This is a genomic window from Haloplanus sp. C73 (assembly GCF_051195115.1).
Taxonomy (GTDB): domain Archaea; phylum Halobacteriota; class Halobacteria; order Halobacteriales; family Haloferacaceae; genus Haloplanus.
Genome location: NZ_JBNTJZ010000004.1, coordinates 173,954 through 196,047, shown reverse-complemented (window position 1 = coordinate 196,047; position 22,094 = coordinate 173,954). Strand labels below are relative to the sequence as shown.

Below are 22,094 nucleotides of genomic sequence, written 5' to 3'. Positions count from 1 at the left end.
AAGATTGACAGTCCACGCATTATTGGGCCTCCGTTGCGGCGAACGACCGTAGCGTGCGTTCGATCTCCGACTCAACATACTCGATCTCTGCACTGTAGGCATCCACGATGTCGGCGTAGTACTGTGGTATCTGTCCAGCCAGCTCCCGACTCTCAAACTCCTCAGTGTACGTCTCCAGAATGGAACCCGCGGCGGCCTCGTTGACCAGCGTCCGTTCTTCGTTCTCAATGAATTGGGTGAGAACTGGCTTCATTACTGAATCTGGGACATCGAAGGCGCGCTCGGATGGGAGTATCGACTCGAACAACCCTCCACCGAGATACGGTACGTCGCTAAACATCTCTGGAAGTTCGTCATCGCGCTGCTGGCTCGGCGTCGAAAGCGCATCATAGAACAACGGCTGGAGATATTGAGAGTAGAAGCTGCCCCGGAACCGATTGAGTCCCTGATTGTGCTCGCTCCACTGAGCGTGGAGCGCGACTCGGTCGAGGATACCGCGATCTGCCAGCAACTTCACGAAGGCGAGCCGATCCACGAGTAGTACAGCGAAGGCCAGCTTCTCCGGCTGCGAAGCGTCTGGCGGTTCCTCGATTGCGTCAATGAGGGCTGTATCCAGATGCTGGTATTCACCGCCGCCGGTAGTCACTTCCAAGTAGAGGTCGTAAAATTCAGACAGTCCCCCGATAGCTCGTCGGATACCGTAGTGATTGAACGTCTGGTAGAAGTCTCCCAACACTCCTTCGACTGTACCGTTTTCCTGCAGCTCCTCGGTGTAGCTGACTAGTCCTTGATTGCGGGCAATCCGTCGTACTGCTGGTGCGATATTCTGCTCCTCGACGACGGTGACGAGGTCTGCTCGACCGCGTTCATCCGTCTCGACGGCGTACATTCCCCAACGGAATCCATCAGTCGAGAGCCCGTACTCGTAACGGCGCGAGTCGAGGTAGCCCTCGATGTCACCCTGCGCGGTTTCGAAGTTGTTGACTGATTTGTTCTCCCCGATAACCGTTTCAGAGAGATTGTCGATACGGAAATCCGGCTGTTCATCGCTGTCACCGACGGGATAGTACGGTCGTGGTGTGTACTCGTAACCGAGCGTCTCCAGAATCGGCCAGATGAGAGCATCTTCGACACACCGCTCGGGTGTTTGGCCAAGATTCCTGCTCTGAAGTGTGCCGTCTGCCTCGACGATTTCACTAAGCCGCGGCTCGTCCATCTGATCATCAAGCGTCGTCAGAAAGTCGACGATGTGGCTCCGAATTTCGGTGGTCGCTTCTTCTATTTCTTGTGATGACATAGATGAGAGGTTTTGAGAGAGGTTAGCCCTGCGTGATGCTGATAAAGTCGAGCACGAACTCCTGTGGGAGTAGTCCGCCGTGGTAGAACCGCGCGTCACCGAGCCCCTGCTTTCTGAATCGTTTGAGTGGGCTCGCAAGGACGCTGACGTTGGCGTCGAGGTACCCCAGTCGAGAGCTGGAGTCGAGTAGAACGCCGGGCGAATCCTCGTCCACATCCTCTCCAGCGATCCATCGGCGCCCGGAGTCGGACGCTTCCGTCGGCCGCGAAATCTTCTCCGGCGACGCGTTGTCTGGGAGCAGGACGAATCCGTGGTCGGTCAGCACGTAGGCCTGATCCCACTCGCCCTGTTCGAGTTTCGTGCCGATGAACTCCGCGAGCGAGTCCACGCGTCGGGCCAGCATCGCCTCAAGGTCGCTGAGTTCCTTCTCACCGATGTCGTCGATGTCGTTCTTGAAGTAGGCGACACGCGTCGACTGCCAGCCGTCGTCCTCCTCGCGAGTGACCGTCCAGCCGTCGCCGTTCAACAGCGACTCGCGGCGGTTGGTCGTCACGCGACGGTTGTTTCGCAGCGGCTGTAACTCGCCGTCGACCAGCGAGACATCGAACATCTGGATCTCTCCCGGCGTGAGTGCAGCCTTCCCGAACTCGGTCTCCGAGGGAAGCGTTCCAAGCCAGACGTCTTCGTCGACGGCGAACTCTGGGGCATCAGACGGGAGCGTCGCTACGTAGTCGCGCAGTTCGTCCGCGAGCCGGCGGGCGAGATCGAGCCGGAGCGCGTCGATGACGAACAGCGCGACCGTCTGACCGCTTTCGAGACCGTCGGACTCCTTCGTGAAGAACTGGTAGGAGTGATCTTCGTCGACGAACGGAGCGCCGGCTTCGACGGTATCGGTGACGAGGTCGCCGAGGTCTTCGAGGTACTCGACGTATTCCGACTGAAGTTGGGTGCGGAGGTCGTCGAGCGCAGCAGTCGCGGGATGATCGTCGGGGAGGTCGGACTCGGGCTCGCCGGCGACGACGAGGTTGAGCACCGCGTTGTCAATCTGCCACGTGCCGTCGTCTGGGTCGGCGTACAGCGAGACGACGTCGTCGGTTGCGCTCTCGTCCCACGTCTCGAGCTGGTGCGCGAGCCGAGCGATCTCCGCGGCCTGCTCCCACGTCCGCGTCCACGGGCTGTCCGGGCCGAAGGCCCCTCGGTAGTTGCCGCGGAAGTCCTCGCTCCCGAGGAGGGCGTCGTACCGCTCCTCGGCGCGCTCGAGACACGTCTCGTAGTCGCCGTCGTCGAAGGACGCGTGCCACTCCTCCCAGAGGCGACGCTCGAGTGCGGCGTCGACGATACAGTCCGCGAGTTCCCACGGGTCGTCGACGTCCGCGACGACGTCGGGCCAGATCGCCTCGCCGAGGTAGCGGTCGGCGAGGAGGCTGGCCGAGGTGGTGTTGTTCAACAGCGACTTGAGTTCGGGGAGGTCGTGGTCGCCGGCCGTCTCGGCGCGGAACTCCCTCGGGAAGGATTCGGGGTCGGCGCCGGCGTGGATCAGCCATTCGGCGACGGCCCACCGCCGCGTCGCCGCGACGATTCCCACCGGTTCGTCCTCGCTGGCGACCGCGTCAACGCCCTCGCTGGTCAGCAAGTCCTGCATCTGCTCGATCGTGTCGGGGCTGTCGTTGATGTCGCCCCAGCCGTTCTCCAGCACGAACGCGACCGGGTCGGTGTAGCCGCCGGTGACGATCTGCGTGCGGAGCTGTTCGAGCGTCGGGAGCTGGCCGCCGGTGAGCTGGTCGTGGAGAATCCGCGCGATCTCGCGGCGCTTTGCGGGGTCGTCCGCCTGCGTCGCTGTTTTCAGCTCCCATGCATTGAGTTGCCCCCGCTCGAACGCGTGGACGGTGAGGTCTTCGATGCTCATCTCCACCTCGCCGCCCGTGTGCTCGACATCACGGAACCAGTCGTAGTCGCCCTCGGTGTCGTCGGGCTCCTTGACGTGTGGGACGTACCAGACCTGTTCGCCGGCGACTGGATCAGCACGGAGTTCCAGCGGCGTCTCTTCGGCGACCTTCAGGTGAACGCCGAGTTCGTTGCAGGCCTGCTCGATGATGTCCTCGAGGTAGTTCCCGTCGTCCCACCAGAGGACAATCGGGTCTGACGACTCTGCCCGGTCGAACTCGCTTCGGATGGTGTCTTTCGCCGCGTCGGGGAGGGTTTGTTTCGCTTGCATAGTCAGTTGGTGAGGTGACCGTCGAGATACTCGTCTACCGGTGCGTTGGTGTAGTCAAGGTAGGCTGCTATCGAGATAGTTGAAACAACAACGAGCAATGTCGCCCCCATAGCGTAGACATTCATGCGTGACTCTGGAACGTCCGAATTGAAAAACTGCATTGTAATGATGAGTGTAACCCACCCGATGCTGGCTACGATTAGCCAATAACCAGTCAGCCGCTCCGCAAACCGCTCGGGGAAATCATACAGCACGACTGGAATGCCGATGAAGAACATCGGGCCAAGAAATCCCCACATCACGACGGAGTCCCAACTCAGTATGCCGAGGTATCCAAAAAAGTACGAGACCGGATAGGAAATCGGGAATAGCGATGCTCCGAAGAGCATCGAAAGAATCGCTTTCCCGACCGGGAATTCGACTTCGCTGCTCATCGTTTTTACTTACAGCACTTTGTCCTCAACGACTTCTGGGACGATGTCCTTCTCCGCGAGCGGTGTAATGTTGATCGCGACGCCATGTTTGTGATTGGGCTGGTAGCCGGCAGTCGTGACTTCCGAAAGGGCACGATCCTCCCAGTCCGAAGGAATCTGCTTGTAGACCGACTGGCAACGATCGTTGATCTCCTCGGCGAGCGCCTTGAACTCCGCTAGCGGTGGCAACTCGTCCACGGCCTCGACGTCTTCATCGTCCGCAATCTGCTGGAGGTACCCTTCGTCAAGGATGGATGCGTCGTCGATGCCCATTGCGAGCGAGGCGAGCCGTTTCTCGTCATCGGTGAGATTATCGAAGGGCTCCCCCTCGTCGTTGAGGAGGTCGCTCCCCTCGCGCTCGAAGTAGTAGGTCATGAAGAGGATGCCCGTACTGGAGTAATGATCCGAGCCCTTGAGCCGCCAGTTGAAGTAGTCGAAGAGGTCGGCGAGATGGGCTTCGACGGGCTCGTCGCTGGGTTTGGCGTACTCCTCGCAGGCGTGTTCCAGTTCCTCAAGAGCGTCCACCCACTCGTCACGCCACTCGTCGACGGCGTTCCAGAAATTATCGGAGAAGGTGTCTTGGAACCACTCATTGCCGTTCATCTCGCGGAGTCGTTCGAGCGTTTCGATGCGCTCTGCAGTCTCTTCACGGAACGCGGCGACTTTGGGGGCAAGCTCGCGGAGGCGCTCTCGATCGTCGTCGTCGAACTCGCGCTCGCTGGTGGAGCCGAGTTCCTGCATCACCTCTTCGAGTTCGGCGATCTGTTCGAGCGCGCTCGAACAGAACTCGAACTCGTCAGTCGCATTAGCACGTTCATTCGTAGAGAGGGATTCGTCGTTTCGACGCTGGTTCGCTGCCGACCGACGGTCGCGTAGTTCGGCCTTCCGAGGTTCGAGGTACTGGTTGCTCAGGCGGTCGAATAGGCTGGCGTCGAGTTGGTTGTAGTCGACGAAGCACGCGAAGCCCTCGCCTTTTGCGTCGGCTAGGAGCCGCTTCGTGCTGAGCTTCCAGACGATGGGTGTGTTCTCCATCGTGTCGACATGGTACGTGAAGAGGTCGTCTTTGATGAACGACCGGAGGTTGGGGTACGCCTCGTCGGCGGCGGACTCGGCCCCGATAATATCGTCAACCTCGACGAGACGGTCTTCGGCGTGCTCGCCGTATACGTCCTCAAATCGCTCGACGATGCGGTCGAGCATGTCGGCCTGCTCGTCCGTGCCATCGAGCGGGATGATGCCGTCAGGTTCCTCGCGGACGGCCTCCATCGCGAAGTGATGGACGAGATCTTTGACCTGCTCGTCGAGGTTGTCGGGGACTTCGGGAACGGATTCGGAGTCGGGAACTTCGCGGTCTTCCTGATTTTCGGCTGTTCGAAGGAAAATTTCTGTACGAATTTTCTCCGAGGTTTCCTTAGGAATACTAAGGGCTTCGTAGAGGTTGTCGTTTATTTCCTCAAAAACATCTTCAAGAAGCTGTTCCTGCTTCAGTTCTGTAAGCCGTGTTTTTCGGGCTTGCGATGAAATTTTCTGGCTTGGCGTTGGCGGCTCTATACCCAAATCAAGATTAAATTCAATCTGCTCTTCAATCTTGTGTGTGTGAGGGTGATTGTAGAAGAAGTCGAACCGTGATTCCTTAGGGAGGAGTGAGGGGCCGCTATAGTACGGGCTCACAGGGTTGCTTACCTGTTGAAGTAACTTTGTCTGATACTGTTCCTTTGCGAGTGATTCAAGCTCGGAAACATCCTCCAGCTTCTGAATCCAAGGAATACATCCCACTTCTCCCGAATTCCAGTGCCGGCCCACCGTTATCGATAAAAATAGATTGTGATACAAGTCAGAATTAATGACCGCCATCAATGTCCATAGAGATCTATCGTCTTTAGGAATTAACATAAACCCCGTGTGGCTAAACAAGCCTCCCGGGGGATAGTAGCCAAATCGACGCCCCTTCTCCTTAATATACGTCCATGTCAACCCCTCCTTTCCATACTTCTCCTCGTTACGTGTCCGGATTTGTTTGCTGGAGCGCCGAAGTATCTCTCCGCTATTTTTCCACTCTGCCGTCTCAGTGACCTGTGGAACTACCCAAGCCTCAGAGCCACCCTTTGCAATTGGCTTGAAGGTGGTATAATCGTCAACTTCCCAGTGCTTCCTCACGAATCGGTCGTCATCCGCAGTCGCCAATCCCTGTAAGGCATCACAGATGGACTCGTCGTCTGTACCTGCCCGTTCTGCGTCCAGTTTCACCTCATTATCATGTAGATCTCGTATCCGCCCCGGGACAGAGTAACAAATCGGTGTTCTTGGTATGTGTTCGAATTCGCTTAGCTGAACCTCAAAGAAACGATCAACATCTGTCCCTTCATTAGAGAGTACATCAAGGTAGACGGACTCCTTCTCCGGTGTATCAACGTCATGTAAGCGGATGAATGTCCCCGAGGAATTCGGCTCAGTCCCAGAGCGAACAACTGTTCCGACTGTCCGAACAGTTGCGTTATCAAGTATTCCAATACCAAACTCTGACAGAAAGTCGAAATTACCTCTCTCCCCGATGAACTCCTCTCTGAAGTCCTCAAACGTGTGCTTATACATGAACGTCCGAGGGACTAGCATCCCAGTTCTTCCCCCCGACTTCGTGAGTGAGTCGCAGACCTCGAAGAAGTTGATATAGAACTCCGGAGAATAGCGATAGTGGTCTTCGATATAATCTTGAACGATGTCTGGCATTCGATTCTTCGAGCCATATGGTGGATTCATCAACGCCACATCGTAGTCCTGCGACAGCACGTCCAGCAGCCGGACGAAGCTGCGCAAGTCCTGCGCCAAGAACGAGTCCTCCTCCCGGTGCTGGTCGACTGCATCACGCAGACTGTGGAGAATCTGCCCGAGCGTGTGATCCTCGCGCGGGTCGTCACCGAGAGTGATCTGAACACCCGCTTGCTCGCTGTCGTCCTCGAACAGGTCACCGAGCGTCCCACGGACGTCGAGCAGACTCCCGAGTCCATGGACTTCTTCGAACGCGTCAAGGATGCGACGGAGAGCGTCCTCTACGTCGGACTTTCCATCTGCCACCTCGTCGAACACCTCCTCGACGCCCTCGATGTCGGCCACCTTCGCGTCGGCGCAGACGATTCCGACCTCCGGCATGTCGAAACCGTTCGCACCCTCGGCCTCGGCACGCGTCCGTCCCTTCAGATAGAGGTTGAACGCGGCGAGCTGGCAGGCTCGCATGTCGAGGTCGACGCCGTAGAGGTTGTTCCGCAGGATTTCTCGGGGGATCTCGGCGTGGTCGAGGTCGGTCTCGGCCCGATAGATGCGTTCCAGCACGTCGAACGCATACAGCAGGAAGTGCCCGCTCCCACAGGCCGGGTCGATGACGCGGATGTCACGGGGGCCGTCGAACGCCGGCGGCTCGCCCTCCTCCTCGGAGGGCACGAGATAGGTACAGAAGTCCGCAATATCCGGAGATTCGTCGGGAGAGAGTGGGCGATTCTTGCGTTCGTCGGCCGACATCAAGTCCTGTCGCTCGACGGTATTCTGGAGCTCACCTCGATCTTCGAGATAGAGTTTACCGAGTGAGTTGTCTGTGAGCATCCGCACGACCCAGTGCGGGGTGTAGAACTGGTTCGCCGCCGGCACATCTTCGGGCTCTAACCCTTCGCGGTCACCCTTCCGTCGAAGATCGTCGAGGAGCTTAACGTTGTAGTACTCGTAGACCCAGCCCAGTACGTCGTCGGCCCGCCAGACCTCGTCAGATACCTCATCGAGCATCCCACAGAGGTCTTCGTAGGTGTCGTCGTCGGGATCGATCTGGCTGTAGGCGGTCGAGCGGTCGAAGAGAATGTCGATCTCCTCGGCGAGGTCATCGCACGCGTTCCGGTAGGCTTCGAGAACGGCCTCCTCTTCCAGCATGAACTCCTCGGTGACTAGCCGGTCGGCGGCCGGCGTGAGCCCGTCATCACGGAAGGCTGTGACCTCGCCGTCGATGAAGTCCCGAACCTCCATGCAACGGAGTGCGGCCAGCCGATTGACGATCGTGTAGCCAACGCCCGTAATGTACTGCTCGTAGCCGTCGTCCCAATCGTTCCCGTCGACGGCTTCGAGTTCGATGGCTTCGACAAGGTCTTCCTGCTCCTCGCTCAGGGACGCGTCGTCGTCCGGCTTCTCGTCGAGGTCGTACTCATCCTCGAGCTGGTAGCGAACGTTCGCCTCGACGCGGTCGCGCATCTCGGTGACAATGTCCTCGAGATGCTCACGCTCTTCCTTGTCGAGCTGGGCCTTGCGGGGTTGGGTAGATTGTCCGTCCATGCGAAACTCAGTGATGTTTCAAGCAGAGTCATTAAGGTGTCTTGAAGATTGTCCATATACTCTCGGACGGCGGCCGGGTCAGCACCCGTGATGTTCTCCGGAAAGTGGATACAAAACTGACTTTGACCTCCGAATAGAACATAGCGAACCTAATGGGGCGTATTCCGAGTTGGGCGAAGATCGTCCTGTTCTTGAGTTCCTATAGCCCGCTCTTCGCTATCGTCGCCCTCCGCGCCCACGATTCGACCCACTCGGTTTTCGGATACCAACTGGAGCCCGTCGGACTCGGGCCAGTCAAGTTGTCCTATCTTTCGCTCGGTTTTTCGATTCTCACCGTGGTTAGTGTCGTCTTCTTGGCTCTGATGATACGGATGAATCGCACGAGGCAGGGCCAGCTGAGCGAAATCGAGCACTATCGAAATCGGTCAGATATGTTCACGGAGTACCTCTTGGTCTACATCTTCCCGTTCATCGTGTTCGAATTCTCGAATATATACGATGTAGCGGCGTTTCTCGTTCTATTTCTCACCGTCGCCGCGATCGTGATCCGCTCTAACCGCTTGTTCGTCAATCCGGTTCTGATCGGCTTCCGCTATCGTGTCTACGAAATCGAAACTGAGCACGACAGACGAATCCTCCTCACCAAACAGCAACTCGATGGGAATGATATGACACTCAATACAGCAAGAATAAGTAGTGATGTCTATATCACCACAAGATAATGAGTTCAGCGAGCCGGGGTGACGCTCGAGACCACTTCGACGAGCTGGTCGCCTTCCTCCAGCGGATCGAGGACGTCGACACCACCGAACTTGGGATCGACCTGCTACTGGCTCGTCTGGACGAGAAGAGCGCCGAAGACTACGACTACTCCTTCGAGCGCATCTCGTTGGATCAGGAACTCCCCGAGGATTTGGAGAATTTGGTGCGTGATAAGGTCGAACACAAGCAATCTGCGCTCGAAAGCGACAACATTCGATTCTCGGATTACGGCATCGAAAACCGCGATCGCGACCAGACCTTCGTTCAGTACGAACCCACGGAGAACATCCCTCAGTTCGAGAACTTCGAACGTCTGCTGGAGGGGGAGCGGTTTAGTCACACGACCTATACGGAGCCCCCGAAACCCGAGTTCCAAGCGATCCGTATTCGAGATGCCGACAACGACCAGATGGCGATTGCCTTTCTAAACTACAGCCGACGCCAGATTATGGGTCGAACGTCCCGTGCTCGTATGATGGTCGGAAGCGAGAAACACCGGAAGGTGGACGACTCGTTAATCTCGATCCCCGACCGCGTCGATTCCATCTACTACGATGGACAGATGTACATCTTCGATCAGTCCCGGTTCGAAAAGATTTTCGACTATCTCGCGGAGTATGAGCGGTGTGCGGATAACGTCATAGACCGAATCGAGGAAACGGACATCCCCTTCCACGACTTTGAGATGTTCAAGGATGCCGTGTATGGGAACAACCGTGTGCTGAGACTGATGTACAAAGTCCACGAGCGGGGCGTCTACGAAGATATGGACTTAGACGATGCGACGTATATCCGCGATAATTTCGATACCGACGTGAAATTCGAGGAGAACGGTGACGGAGAGATGTCCATTAGAATGGACGACAAGCGGGATGTGTGGGCTGTTCTCCGCTTCTTCAACGACGATCACCTCGACTCGCCGCTTACGAATGAGCAGTACATCTCGCTCTCAAAGCAAGATGCTGGATAGGCTCACCCAGTAGTTTCGCCGAGTATCTCCCGAGCCTGTGATTCAAGCGCATCAAAATCGATCTCCTGATCCGGCTTACAGGTGATTCTTACTCCGCTTCGGCCGCTTCCCCGCATATCCTCCTTGACTGCAACCGACTCAGCATCGATTCCGAGAGCATCCGCGATCCCCGCAGCGTCTAGCGACGCCGTATCGACGTCGTACAGGTCGATGTGGAACAGCGTCCGCTTCGTCCGGATCGCGATGCGTCGCTTTCGCCCCTTGTTGAACGCGACGTAGTGCTTCTGCCCCCATTCCGGCCCGTTGAGGAACTCCAGCTCCTGCAGCGCAGCTGTGACGTCTTCCAGCAGGTCGGCTGTTTCCTCGTTGGAACGCTCGTTGAGGTGCCAACTCTGCCCGTCCTCCTTCCACGGCTCATCAGAGGTGTCTGGACTCACGTCCGTCACGGTATGCTCCGGCGTCGGGATCGTTTGCTCCGCATCGAGATACAGTCGGTCGCCGTCCTTGAGGAGCTGGAACTCGATGACGGAGATGTCGATCGACCTGTCGCTGAGCCACCGGAGTACGATGTCCAGCCGCTCCCGGACGGACTCACCGACGAAGACGATTCGCTGATCCTGATTGAGCGTGTAATCTTCGTTACAGAATTCGTCAAGCACCTCGGTAAACGTGGTTTCCTCTTCGTAGAGTGTCCGACCCCACGTCGTGGACTTGAACTTCTCGAACTGATCGCGGAGTTTGGAGTAATCCCAGTGCGAGGTGTAGGCGGCATACTTGAGACCCTGAAAATCAACCTTCGGCTTCAGCGCGCCTCGTTTGAGTTCGATGGCGACCACGTTAGCGTCTCGGTCGATAGCGAGAAGGTCGATCCCATCGCCAATCTGCTTTACAGAGACCTCCCGTCCAACAAGTCGAAAGTCCTCTCCGAGGATGCTCTCGGGACTATTGATGATCCACTCCCGGAGGTCATCCTCACGAAACCCCTCGTCCTTCAGGGAAACCGTTTCTAACGTGGAAACGTCTTCCTTGTCCCCGACTCTGAGCATGATGTCGAGATAGAGTTACAGATGCATGATAATCTTTTGGAGCCACCAGTAAATGAAGAGCTGCAGGCCGTATTGAAACCCTCATCTACTAACAAGATTGGGAGACTATTCGGGAAGTACAGGCCTCGTACTCATCACCCAGAGCTTCAATCACACCTCTACATTCGACATCGCAGACGCTACGAGCCCCTCAGAGGGAATATTGTACCGAGTAGTGATTGCCTGCACACTCGTCTCCTCAGAATGTTTCGCATGACACCGAATTAAATTCTCGACAGCACCCATCAACCACCCGGGATCATTATCTGGTCGTGCACCGCCAGCATGAATATCATCGTGACACGCACGACAGAGATAACACCCGGCTTTGTTCTCACCATACCGCCAATGATGAAAATCTAACCCAGCGTCAGGAGAATCACCACACAACCGGCATGCGTCAGGACGCTCTCGGAACGCAGACTGTGAAATCCGCTGGTTCGGCTCCAGCCCCGCTTGACGAACCGCCTCGTTCCAACTCCCAAACCGCTTCAAATAACTTCGACCGTAATACTCACCCCGATCATCCATCTGTTCTTTCTTCGGCGTTCGATTCAACTCCCTTGCCAGCCGCCGGATCTCGTTCAATAAATCATCCGTTGGCACTTTCCACACCTGATTCGGCTCGAACCCGGCCTCCCGAAGAGCCTCATTCCACCCCCCGAATTCATTTTGGTATTGCGATGCCCAATACTCTCCCCGGTCATTCATTTCCGTAGTCGTCGTGTTTCACCGAGTTCCTCTGCGAGTCGATGAAGGGCATCAAGCAGATCCTCTCTTCTGTCCTCTCCCATACTGTACCCAAATTGGCACTCTCTCAATTCATTACTTTGGTTTCGAAAGTTGGTCGCTGGTTACCCAGTGTTAGCTGATTTTGGACAAGCTCGAACAAACACCGAAGGTGCGTTTTGTAACCTGTTTAGCGATTGATCACGGAGATAGACGTTCACCGCGATTTAACAACTTTCAGCTGGGAGTAGCTGAGAATGAAGGAGATTTTTGGCTTGATCACTCAGATGTGGACTTCAGCGAAAGCAGCCATCTATCGAAGCGAGGCCAAGTTGAACAACGAAGTGGCCACCCATCTACCTGATACTGAAGACTTGCGCACTATCAGCGAAGTCGACATCCGCGTCCGAACGAGAGCATCCTATCCGCGACTGGGCGAGTTCTATTCGAGACAGGCCTTAGCTTCGATCAGCGTGGAACTTGTCGAAGAAGCACCTTCATACGACATCGTTCGTCTGCAGCGCCAGCTACGAGAGTCGGATATTCCGGTCATACAGGTATTTGGAGATACGTTGATCTCTCGCGGTGCTCTCGGACTGAACGAGAGACTCCTGTTTGCTGCTCGTGATGACTCCTCGTTCGAGGTCTTGATCGAGGTGGGTGCTGATGTGGGCGACGTCGAGAGATGGATCCGCGACCTCGATTCGGAGCTGTTAGAGCACCTTCGCGACGTGGAGAACCCCGTTGACGAGGAGTTCAATCTCGAAAGGTACGCTCATGGCGAGCGGATCGCTACGAGCATCACGGCACACCTCGCGAGAGCGTCCCGGAGTAAAGCCCTCGACCGACTTCTAACGCGAGTTGAGGAGGAAACAGATGATGTGACCGTATTTCGGCGTTACGAGCCTGACTGGTACCTCAAACGCGTAGGGGGATCAGATCACCCCGACACGATGATTCTGACTGTAAGCCACCGGTATCGTATTGACGATGAATGGCGCGATGGTGCAGGGACTCACGAGGAGGAATTCACCGAAACAGAGGCCGCACTTCGGTGGCTAAGGGAGTTCCGCGATGATCCGCCGGATTATCTCGATACACGATAGGCCAACCCGATTCTCATAGAGCAGTTTCGAACAAGTACGTCGTTTCAACCGTGATAGCGTCTCTATGTTGCGTAATTACGAATCGAACATAAATGAGTTCGGTGTTTTGCAACACCAGACCGTCAGTCGAGCGGTTCGATCATCATTACAGAGCCATCCGGTAGTTCATCCATCGTCTCTCGAATCCGCCGAAACTGCTTGTCAACACCGTCGAGCAACTGCTCGGCGTCTTCGATCAATTCGCCCACGTGTTCCTCACTTGGTGGGCTGGTACCCTCGACTGCCTCGACGACCTCTCGGGTGAGATCGTGGTCGGGATACTCAGACTGCAGGTCGTTGGCGAGTTCTTCGAGTCGTTCGTCGACTTCGAAGGGGTTCTCTGCCTCGTCAAGGAGCTGTTCAACCTCGTCGACCCCCGGCGGCTGTGACCGACTGAGCATCTCGTTCACATCGGTCGTAACTGGGTGGTTCGGGTGTTCTTCCTCCAGTCGTTCCGATGCCTCCCGAAGCTGCGACCAGAGCGAGGCCTCGCTACCGGATGCTTCGAGGAGTCGCCGTGCCCGTTCGTACCGCTTAGCTTGCTGAACGACCGTCGGGTCGACGAGGTCTTCCTCCGAGAACGAATCACCGTTCCACGCCGTCTCGAAGAGTTCGTAGAGGTCGTCGATGGTTACACCGTCGAATTCGACGGCGACGCGGTCGGCAGTTTCCTTGCTGCTCCCATCGTGAGCGTAGAGCCACGTCGCGAGACTGGAGACCACGCTCTCGGGTTCCTCGTCCGACGGCGACTCTCCTGTGATGCGTTCGTACTGCTGGCGGACGGCGGTTCGTCTGTGAGCGTCAGCTTCGTCGATCGTTGCTCGGAGTCGGTCGGCATCAGGCACTTCATCCCCGCCGACGATGGCTTGCATCTCCCCGGTGACGTCCGCACCGGGGTAGAGCCGTTGCATCTCCGTCGTTCGCTGGCTGAACTCCTTCCAGAGGTTGTCGCCATCCTCGACCGAGCGGAAGAGACCTCTTGCCCGAGCGAATCGCTCTGACTGCCGTGCAATCTCGTCGGACGCAAAGTCGTCTGTTTCGAGAGATTCGCCCCCGAGTGCGGGCTGGAGAGCCGTCTCGAGTTCGTCCAGCGAAGCGCCTTCGCCGAACTCTCTGCTGACGCCTCGCAAGACGCGTTTCACCAGCACGCTGTTCTCGTCAACCCATGTAGCCAACTCCGAGAGCCACGCGTCGGGGTCGGTTCCGTCCGGCTCCTTACCGATTAGCGTCTCGACGGTCTCCCGAATCTGGTCGGGATCGATTCCGTCCAGTGACTCGAACCGAATCTGTACGTCGGTCAGGTTCGTTTTGTTTCTGACCGCTCGCCCGATCTCGTCCGGTTCGGTAATGTACTCGTCGTCACGGCGCAGCGCGATTTCGTTGGCCGTTGCGAGCGTGATCAACAGTGCCGAGATCGATTCCTGCGGTGTCCCGCGATACGTGCCTCCGCGCTGGACAGTCTGGGTAAGCAAATCCTCAGCACGAAGCGACTGGGTGTCCTCGTACTCGTCGAGGAATTCCTGACACCAGCCGTCGGCGAGTTCGGCGCGGTCGGTATCCACACCGAGCGTGACGGCGTCCTCGCTCGAGAGCGGCCAGTCGTCGACGCCGCGGAAGAACCGCGCCATCTGCTTGGCGTCCTCAACTTCCGTGATTCCGTTGGTCAGGACGAAGCGCGTCCCGCTGAACACAGACCGTACTTGCGTTTCCACGACTTGCTCGAACACGTCCCCGTATCGCCCTCTCGTCCCACCTGTTCGGACGTAGACGTCCGCTTCCTCGAGTTGCTCGCGAATCATCGACTCGAGCGCACGCTGTTCGTCGCGGTGGTCGGACTCCAAGTCAGGATACGTTTCCGTCTCCTCTGACAGCACCTCCTGCATGCCCATCACGTCCCGAAGGCGGTCGATCGTCGATCCCTGTAGCTCGACGGCGACGAGGACGTGCTCGCCCCCATCCCGCCCCTCGTTCGTCGACTGCCATGCATCAACCTGATCGCTAACCTCATCGTCGCGCCCCGCGACCAGCCGCACACGAACGGCGTCAAACTCCGGCGTCGGTGCTTGCTCGATAGGGTCGAGAACAGAGTAGCCGAAACGGAGCGGGACTTTGCGCTCACCCTCGAGATCCACCTCGTGTCGACTGCCCTCAGAGAGCAGGAGGTTGCTTCCCTCCCGAATCGAGTTCTCCAACTTGGCTGAAAGTCGATGCGACGGAATCTGCTGTGCCCGAGTCTTCGCTCGCGTCAGGATGTCCTCTTGCTCTTCGGAGACCAGCAGGTACTCCTCGTCGCCGCGGTCGTTCGTCTCCGTCAGTACCTTCCGATCCTCGAGAAGTTCGGAGAGTGCCGATTCGACATCTCCCCGGACGGATTCGAACGACTCGTCAGTCGACTTGACCATCAGCCGGGCGAGGTTCGCCGGCGTCGACGGTACCTCGGAACGCACCTGATTCAACAGATACAGCGCCTTCGCAACGCGGACGGAGAACGCGCCTTCGTCGCCGCCAGCCGAGGGGACGAGCTTGTTCTCGACCATCTCCTGCACCCATAGCGGGATGTACGTCGTCTCTTCCACCAGCAGGTCGTACAACTCGTCCCACGTGACGAGTGCTCCGACCTGCTTGTCTCCCCACTCGAACCGCGTGAACAGCGAGCGGACGAGGATGAGCAACGCCCGCCCCTGCACGTACTCTTCTTCGGTCACGCGTCCCCGTGGCATCAGTTGCTGAATCACCGTCCGGAGCAACCCGAGATCGTACTCGCGGAACGGGTACGACTCGACTGCGTCCGGGTCGGCGCCGGCAATATCGGAGTACGCGTCGAGCGTCAGGTCGGGCATCTCCCGGAGCGCGGACTCGACGGCCTGTCCACCCTCGGCGTCCTTCTGGAGCCACCGCTTCCGGACGATGATCTCGGTGTCGGCACCCTCGAGCGGTTCTTGAGCACCGTACCACGGCTGCTCCGTGACTTCGGTATCGTCGAACTCGCCGTGGATACGTTCGATAGGATACTGCCCAGTCCCGATAACTGGAGGGTTAGGCCCTACGCCCAGCTCCGTCAGGGCTTCCATCGTTTCTTGGAACTCTCTGTAGCGGTGGCGACCATCGCCGATGAACAGCGCAACCTCGTCGAGCCCGATTAGCAACTCCGTCTCGGTCTCCGGCGTGCTCAGCGACTCTTGAGCTGCTTCGACACGGTCGACAAGTTCGTCCGGGTCGAACTCGTCGGGATCGACCTCCTCGATGGCGTCGTCGATCGACTGTTTGACCTCCTCCCGAGACGCGAACGGAGAGTCATCGAGTGTCGGAACGGCGTCGTAGAGCCAGCTCCGTAGCGACGCCCGCTCGTCGTACACGTCCTCGAACGTCTGTCCATCGTGCTCGACTTCCTGTAGTCGCTCCCAGCAGTCGCCATGGTTCATGTCGAGCTGCCACGCCCACTCAAGCAGCCAATTCGGGTCGGTCGGATACCCGAGTTCGCGGCCGATCGCCTCGTAAATGAGGTAGGGGAGCGGCGGTTCCTGTGACGCGTCCCGGTTGAGGAGGTTCAGGAAGACGGGCTTCAGCCGGTCGACGTGAGAGTTAGCGACGCTCTGTCGGAACGACTGGAAGCCCGGCCATCTGTTCGCCAATTCTTCGCCGAGGTCGGCCAAGTCCGATTCGGTGTCGGCAGCGAACCCGATGAGCTTCAGGAGGTGCGTCTTCCCCGACCCGAACGTCGCAGAAATATAGAGGAAGCGCGGTTCCTCGTGGGGATACTTGTCGACGAGGTTCCCGAGCGTGGTGAGCACGTCGCGGGCGCTGTCGGTCTCATAGAACTCGCGGACGTCGTTTTCGGCCCGCGCTCTGGCGTTGACCTTCTGGACTTCCTCGAGTTCGCGGGTCGGTGACTGCTGGAAGATGTCGTGAATGTGTGTGTCGCTCATTGGAGATGCACCCCCTCAACCCGACCTTCGATCTGGTGGGCCGGGTAGTAGTTGCGCGATTCCTCGCCGAAGAAGCTCAGTTTCCCACCGACGATGTCTCCGGGGAACGGAATGCCGATCGTCGACTGGACGTTGCGGCGGTCGAGTTCGTCGAGCAGTTCCGACGCACGCGTGAACGGGTAGAGGCTCCCGAGGTGCGTGAGGAGAACGACGTGTCGCTGCTGGGCTGGGGCGTCGATTTTCTCGACCATAACCGCGACGAGTTCCTCCGCTAATCGGTCTTGCATCGTTTCGGTGATAGTCGCTGGCTGGCTGTTCTCACCGAGATCGACCGCGAGTTCGAAGACGTCGGTTTCGACGAACAGTTCGTCCAGCCGGAGGACTTGGACGGTTCCGTCATCCGGGAACTCCTCGGTACGATGCGGGTTCGTCGCCCACTCGGTGAGGCGTTCGGCGACCCGTCGCTCGTACTTCGGCTGGACGGGGACGATCACGAACGGGTTTCGAATGCCGCGTCGTCCGTCGGCAAACTGTGCGAGCCGCTCCGTGAAGTCGTGGAAGGGACGTTTGGTTGTCATCGGATGATCACCCCCGTTTCAGTCCGCTCGATACTGAGGTCGTGGCGTTCGACGAGCCGTTCCAGTTCGGAGTCGAGCGATTCTCGATCCGACGGGAGAACCCCAATCGCCGTGATGTCTGTGGGAGACTGATCCCCAACGAGTGTCTGTAGCTCCTCGAACGTATCCCGTAATTCGTCGATGTCGCTACCGGCAACCACGGCGAGGGGTTCTCTGTCGAGGAGTGTGTTCGTCGCTCGAATGAAGTCGTCAGCCTCGGTGTTGGTTGTTCCGCCGATCACCGTCGAGACCGCGTCCGAGATGTCCTCGTGCCACGATGCAGCCCGGCGGAGCGGTGTAATGTACTCGCTCTCGAAGGCCGGCCGAACGTTCGATCCGAACTCACTCGCGGGCTGGATCCACGGATGCTCCTGCAACTCGTCGACGAACACGTCGAACTCGGTTTCCGCTTGGAACGAGTCCCACGCGGTCTCGATCGCGTCGTCGAGCGCCGGTGAGGTGGTTTGGGCGTCGTTGAACCGATCCCAGCCATCGTGTGTCCACCATTCGCCCTCGTAGTTGTCGATGCTCTCGCGAAGCGTCTGGCTGGCTGTTTCGCACTCCTCGGTCAGCCAGTCGTACGACTGCTGGGCGAGAGTCAACTGCGAGTCGATGCGTGTGAGCGCGGGAAGGCGCAAACTCCACACTTCCTCGGCGTCGTCGTACCACTCCTGCGCGTCGTTGGTTGCTTCGACGACGTCCTCCCAGTCGGTGTCACGTGATTTGACGGCCTCTCTTCGGTCGATTGCGCTCTGCTGCTCGGCTTCGAGTTCCTCGACAAACGACTCAAGGAGGTCGCGGACGGGTCTCGTTTGGATGTCACTCTCGGCGACTAGTCTGACGTCTTCTACGAGACTACCGAGTCGACCTGCGAGTGTGTCGTTTGCGGACTGGAGCCTGACGATTCCGTCCGGGATGGTCTCTGTCGAGTCGATGAATCCTCCATCGCGAAGGATACCTCGTACACCGCCACTCCCCGCAATCTTGAGACGCGTCGTCGTCAGTTTGTTCAGGTCGATGACGGCATCGAGTTCGAGGGAGTCGCCCGTCTCATCAACGGGCAGGAAGTCTCCCTTTCGGCAGAGGCCCCAGATAATCGCACACAGCGCGGGGCGAGCGTCCTCGTAGATCGGCTTCTTCTTCACGATGCCATCGAGAATCGTCGCCATCGCGAGGTTCCCGCCGCGTTGCTTCAACTGTCGGCCGGTGAAGGCGCGCACGTTGTTCTGAATCGAACCACCGTGCGTTTCCGGGTCTTCCGTCGCGACATCGATCTGCTGGGCCCACGTCGGGAGCGGGTCTTGTGCGGAGAGTCCTCGGAGTTCCTGTAAGTGTTCGTCGCCGACCTGCAGCATTATGGGGTGGAAGTCGTCGGGGTAGTTGACGTCGAGATACTCTTCGACTCCCGAGACCATACCTCCGATCTGATCGCCGCGATCCTTGACGTCGAACGCCCCGCTTTTGAGAGCCTCGACGAGTTTGCTTTGGACGCGAGCTGCGCGGTCGGAGAGGTCACGCTCGACAGACTGTGGGAGCGTGTGGTCTCCGACGGCATCTCTGAGCGACCACCACTCGATGAGGCTATCTCGGAGATCGTCGAGTCCGTCCTGCCCGATCGTCCATTCGAGCGGATCGCCGTCGTAGTCGATGTCCGCTGCAGCGGGAGAAATTCCTTCGACGGCGACCTCGACATCGAGTGCGTCCTCGGCGTCGACCGTCGTATCGAGTTCGATCCCGTCGATACTGAATTCGTACCGTACAGGGTACTGTTCGCCGGTATCTCCGTACTCAGCCGACGTGGGGAGTGAGAGATCGCGAACGATGTCCTCCCAAAGATACCCGTCCACGGCTTCGACGATGGACTGCCAGTCCGGGTTGTCGAGGTTTTCCTCGGAGGCTTCGATGATCTCGCGCTCTTCCGGATGCGTGAACGCGTACTTCGGCCCGGTTTCGTCGTGCGTCGGGCGGATGAATTTCCGAAGCCGTTGGAGCGAATCCTCGACGCGATTCTCCATCTGGAACTGAGTCGGGCCGTCGAGGTCGCTCAACACGGCGACTGCGAGATTCCGCTCGGACATCGGAATGGTGTCCGGGATGTGCTGGAGGAGCAACACGGCCTTCGCGACGTCCACGTCGATCTCCTCCAGTTCGCCTGCCTCGTACTGTTCCTCGATCTCCTCGATGACCCCCACGTCCTGTGGAGTGATGTCGTCGAGTTCCGGTTCGATGAGGTCGTAGAAGTCGACCAGCGAAATGACGTTGGTCTCTTCGCCAACCTCTATCCACTCTTGCAGGAGTCCGTGAACGAGGGCCAGAATCGCCCGTGCGGTTCCCGAGAAGATCGACTTCGCCGGGTCGTGTGCTTCCTGCCGGAGGTTCGAGAGGATCTCGAGGAACAGTGGTGGCTGATACGGGAGGAACGGATAGAACTCGATGAGGCGCTCGCGGTCGATGTCGTCGAGCGGCGGTTCGGTGTTCTGTTCGATGCCCGAGTACACGAGTAACGTCTCGGGTTCGTTGCTGGTTCGGTCGAGGACGCGTTCTGTGTCCTCTTTTCCGGCTCCCGACTTTTTGAGCAACCGCTGTGTCGATATTTCGCCGACATGCCGACTCGGAAGGCCAAACCGGTGTGGGAATCGATCCTTGACGATACTGAAGTCGGCCCCGCGAGCCGCAAACTGCGGCTGGACGTCCTCGATTTTGGCCTGTGCCGTCGCCACTAGTTGGATGTCGCCGTCACCGGTCTCGTCGACGCTCTCAGCGAGGGTCTGCAGTTCGGTGAGGCGGTCGAAGTCCGTCCCGATGAAGAGACTGACCTCGTCGAGCAGCAGTACGAGTTTGACTGGATGGCCGAGTTCCTCTTCGCGGTCGCTCCGTAACTGTTCGAGGCGCTCGACCATCGCCTGCGGGTCGAGATCAGACGGCATCAGGTCGTCTAGACCATCCACCGTGCCGGTCTCCTGCTCAAAGAGGGTGGGTAGAACGGCGTCCGCGAGAGCGTTGTACTGCTGAACGTCCTCCCAGTCGTACTTCTCGGGGCTGTCAACCGTACTCCGGAGTGCCGTTTGGGTGTTGGCAGTCCGGTCGTCCCACGCGTTGGTCGTCCGGTACCAGTCCTCGAAGAAGGCGACGTCGAGTTGCGACGAGAGCCCTCCATCGGCACCGGTGAGTCGTTCCGACGTGTGAGCACTGCGGAGAACGATCTCGCTGAAGCTCAGTTTCTTCTGCCCCTGATGCTTCAGGAGGTTCACCGAGATCGGGATGACCTCGTACTCATCGTGGATCGACGACCACGTGGACTCGAGCGTGTCCAGCTCACGACCGTCGGATAGCTGCTCCCAGACATCGTCTCGCTGTCGAAGCCACTCGCTGTCCAACAGACCACGAAGCACGCTGAGGAGGTGGCTCTTCCCGCTCCCGTAGTACCCGTAGAGCCAGTAGTTCGCACCCGACCGCATATCCTCGGAACGGCCGAGCAGGCGCGAGAAGAAGTCGGACATGAAGTTCTCGGACTCCTCCGTCACGTGGTAGGTATCGATCGAGTCCAGCCGGTGATCGCGACCGTCATCCTCGCGGTCGATGCGGACGGACTCCTCGAAATCGCTTCCGACATCGGCAGCGAACCAGCTCTCGTCAGTCATACTTCGCCCTCCCACGGTTCGGCCCAGTCGTATGTCCCGTCGACCGGTTGGAGTCTCAACTCTCCGTGAATCCCACTCGCTTCCCAGTTTGGATCGTCGCTCACACGTTCGGCCAAGGAGTCCCAGTACTGTTCCGGCTGGAAGAGATAGAGCCAGCCAGTCGGTTGGGAGAGCCAGTCATCCCCGTGAATTTCCCACGAGTAACCTGACGCAACGAGCAGAGGCGTCGTTCCGAGGTTAGGAATTTGTCCTTGAAGTGCCTGCTGTGTGTCGAGAACACCGATTTCTCGCATTACCGACCGAAGTCCTTCTCCCCATCGACGCGTCGTAGATTCCGCATAGTCGAACTCGCTCCCATCGTCGTAGTGGAACTCGTTCAGGTGGCGCTCGACCGTCTCCTGCTCGAAATCCAGACCGTCGACGCCGGACTCCTGAAGCCAGTCGACGTACCGGTGAACGGTGTACTTCACGAGAGGATCGTCCTCCAGCAAGTAGAAGTACAGTACCTGTGCTTTGTCGCGCACCGTCTCACACTGGTCAAGGACGGAGGGTAGTTGGACGATGGACGGAAGCTCGCTACCAGTGGTCTTGAATCGAGAACTGAGAGCGCGGTAGATTCCCTTCGAACTTCCACGCGTACTGCGTTCGTCGAATCGTTCTTCGATCCACTTCTCTTCGACGACCGTCCAGTCCCGATGCTGGGCGTATAGCCGAGCGAGCGTCTCTGCTCTATCCACGAGAAGCCCGCATCTAGTGAGCGCCATCGACACCTCGTCGTGAGAAAATGTCGAGTCGAGCGACGGTAGGGAAGCCCCCTTCCCGTCGGTGCGGAGAGTCATATATCATCTCGAACCATCCACACCACTTAGTAGATATGGAAAAACGAATCGAGGAGATCAAGAATCTGTGTACAGGTGCGCGCAGTC

13 protein-coding genes are annotated in these 22,094 nt (G+C 58.2%); 3 read left to right on the top strand and 10 right to left on the bottom strand.

All coding sequences use genetic code 11. The features are described 5' to 3' along the window. Positions 1 to 19: 19 nt before the first annotated feature. The 4 genes from ACQUSQ_RS09375 to pglX are packed head-to-tail and all read right to left on the bottom strand — an operon-like array spanning position 20 to position 8,293. Positions 20 to 1,297 (bottom strand): hypothetical protein, encoded by a 1,278-nt coding sequence (locus ACQUSQ_RS09375; protein ID WP_435068541.1) that lies wholly within the window; start codon positions 1,295 to 1,297, stop codon positions 20 to 22. A 22-nt stretch (positions 1,298 to 1,319) separates the two neighbouring features. Continuing rightward, on the bottom strand, positions 1,320 to 3,512 hold the full coding sequence (pglZ, locus tag ACQUSQ_RS09370) for a BREX-5 system phosphatase PglZ (protein WP_435068539.1): 2,193 nt from the start codon (positions 3,510 to 3,512) through the stop codon (positions 1,320 to 1,322). A gap of 2 nt (positions 3,513 to 3,514) precedes the next feature. Then, positions 3,515 to 3,946: a hypothetical protein gene (locus ACQUSQ_RS09365; RefSeq protein WP_435068537.1), complete on the bottom strand. Its 432-nt coding sequence runs from the start codon at positions 3,944 to 3,946 to the stop codon at positions 3,515 to 3,517. A 9-nt stretch (positions 3,947 to 3,955) separates the two neighbouring features. Continuing rightward, positions 3,956 to 8,293, bottom strand: a complete 4,338-nt coding sequence (pglX, locus tag ACQUSQ_RS09360; RefSeq protein WP_435068535.1) for a BREX-5 system adenine-specific DNA-methyltransferase PglX — start codon at positions 8,291 to 8,293, stop codon at positions 3,956 to 3,958. A gap of 152 nt (positions 8,294 to 8,445) precedes the next feature. Between pglX and ACQUSQ_RS09355 the strand changes: the two genes are divergently transcribed. Further along, the gene (locus ACQUSQ_RS09355) at positions 8,446 to 9,015 is read left to right on the top strand and encodes a hypothetical protein (RefSeq protein WP_435068533.1); all 570 of its coding nucleotides are present in this window, start codon (positions 8,446 to 8,448) and stop codon (positions 9,013 to 9,015) included. Next, a complete protein-coding gene (locus ACQUSQ_RS09350; RefSeq protein WP_435068532.1) occupies positions 9,015 to 10,025 on the top strand; it encodes a Kiwa anti-phage protein KwaB-like domain-containing protein in 1,011 nt (336 codons plus the stop codon). Before ACQUSQ_RS09355 ends, ACQUSQ_RS09350 begins: the two co-directional genes overlap by 1 nt. 2 nt (positions 10,026 to 10,027) lie before the next feature. Here the strand turns inward: ACQUSQ_RS09350 and ACQUSQ_RS09345 are convergent, their stop codons facing one another. Together ACQUSQ_RS09345 and ACQUSQ_RS09340 are read right to left on the bottom strand one after the other, a co-directional pair. Then, entirely contained in the window at positions 10,028 to 11,071 is a 1,044-nt protein-coding gene (locus ACQUSQ_RS09345; protein ID WP_435068530.1) for a hypothetical protein, read from the bottom strand. 150 nt (positions 11,072 to 11,221) lie between these two features. Next, positions 11,222 to 11,821 carry a homing endonuclease associated repeat-containing protein gene (locus ACQUSQ_RS09340; RefSeq protein WP_435068528.1) on the bottom strand — a complete coding sequence of 200 codons (600 nt, stop codon included), beginning with the start codon at positions 11,819 to 11,821 and terminating at the stop codon, positions 11,222 to 11,224. A 275-nt stretch (positions 11,822 to 12,096) separates the two neighbouring features. On the opposite strand from ACQUSQ_RS09340, the gene ACQUSQ_RS09335 reads away from it, so the two are divergent. Beyond that, positions 12,097 to 12,945, top strand: a complete 849-nt coding sequence (locus ACQUSQ_RS09335) for a hypothetical protein (protein WP_435068527.1) — start codon at positions 12,097 to 12,099, stop codon at positions 12,943 to 12,945. Positions 12,946 to 13,067: 122 nt separating this feature from the next. Here ACQUSQ_RS09335 and ACQUSQ_RS09330 read toward each other — a convergent pair whose 3' ends face one another. The 4 genes from ACQUSQ_RS09330 to ACQUSQ_RS09315 are packed head-to-tail and all read right to left on the bottom strand — an operon-like array spanning position 13,068 to position 22,007. Then, positions 13,068 to 16,910: a hypothetical protein gene (locus ACQUSQ_RS09330; protein ID WP_435068525.1), complete on the bottom strand. Its 3,843-nt coding sequence runs from the start codon at positions 16,908 to 16,910 to the stop codon at positions 13,068 to 13,070. Then, positions 16,907 to 17,488, bottom strand: coding sequence for a BREX protein BrxB domain-containing protein (locus ACQUSQ_RS09325; RefSeq protein WP_013878505.1), 582 nt, complete (start codon positions 17,486 to 17,488; stop codon positions 16,907 to 16,909). Before ACQUSQ_RS09325 ends, ACQUSQ_RS09330 begins: the two co-directional genes overlap by 4 nt. Further along, positions 17,485 to 21,168: a hypothetical protein gene (locus ACQUSQ_RS09320; RefSeq protein WP_435068524.1), complete on the bottom strand. Its 3,684-nt coding sequence runs from the start codon at positions 21,166 to 21,168 to the stop codon at positions 17,485 to 17,487. Before ACQUSQ_RS09320 ends, ACQUSQ_RS09325 begins: the two co-directional genes overlap by 4 nt. After that, positions 21,165 to 22,007 carry a hypothetical protein gene (locus ACQUSQ_RS09315; protein WP_435068523.1) on the bottom strand — a complete coding sequence of 281 codons (843 nt, stop codon included), beginning with the start codon at positions 22,005 to 22,007 and terminating at the stop codon, positions 21,165 to 21,167. The genes ACQUSQ_RS09320 and ACQUSQ_RS09315 overlap by 4 nt, the downstream gene beginning before the upstream one ends. Positions 22,008 to 22,094: the final 87 nt, after the last annotated feature.

What these genes read in the sequence shown, in the direction of transcription:
- ACQUSQ_RS09375 (WP_435068541.1), bottom strand. Translation starts at nt 1,297, where the DNA reads ATGTCATCACAAGAAATAGAAGAAGCGACCACCGAAATTCGGAGCCAC.
- pglZ (WP_435068539.1), bottom strand. Translation starts at nt 3,512, where the DNA reads ATGCAAGCGAAACAAACCCTCCCCGACGCGGCGAAAGACACCATCCGA.
- ACQUSQ_RS09365 (WP_435068537.1), bottom strand. Translation starts at nt 3,946, where the DNA reads ATGAGCAGCGAAGTCGAATTCCCGGTCGGGAAAGCGATTCTTTCGATG.
- pglX (WP_435068535.1), bottom strand. Translation starts at nt 8,293, where the DNA reads ATGGACGGACAATCTACCCAACCCCGCAAGGCCCAGCTCGACAAGGAA.
- ACQUSQ_RS09355 (WP_435068533.1), top strand. Translation starts at nt 8,446, where the DNA reads ATGGGGCGTATTCCGAGTTGGGCGAAGATCGTCCTGTTCTTGAGTTCC.
- ACQUSQ_RS09350 (WP_435068532.1), top strand. Translation starts at nt 9,015, where the DNA reads ATGAGTTCAGCGAGCCGGGGTGACGCTCGAGACCACTTCGACGAGCTG.
- ACQUSQ_RS09345 (WP_435068530.1), bottom strand. Translation starts at nt 11,071, where the DNA reads ATGCTCAGAGTCGGGGACAAGGAAGACGTTTCCACGTTAGAAACGGTT.
- ACQUSQ_RS09340 (WP_435068528.1), bottom strand. Translation starts at nt 11,821, where the DNA reads ATGAATGACCGGGGAGAGTATTGGGCATCGCAATACCAAAATGAATTC.
- ACQUSQ_RS09335 (WP_435068527.1), top strand. Translation starts at nt 12,097, where the DNA reads ATGAAGGAGATTTTTGGCTTGATCACTCAGATGTGGACTTCAGCGAAA.
- ACQUSQ_RS09330 (WP_435068525.1), bottom strand. Translation starts at nt 16,910, where the DNA reads ATGAGCGACACACACATTCACGACATCTTCCAGCAGTCACCGACCCGC.
- ACQUSQ_RS09325 (WP_013878505.1), bottom strand. Translation starts at nt 17,488, where the DNA reads ATGACAACCAAACGTCCCTTCCACGACTTCACGGAGCGGCTCGCACAG.
- ACQUSQ_RS09320 (WP_435068524.1), bottom strand. Translation starts at nt 21,168, where the DNA reads ATGACTGACGAGAGCTGGTTCGCTGCCGATGTCGGAAGCGATTTCGAG.
- ACQUSQ_RS09315 (WP_435068523.1), bottom strand. Translation starts at nt 22,007, where the DNA reads ATGACTCTCCGCACCGACGGGAAGGGGGCTTCCCTACCGTCGCTCGAC.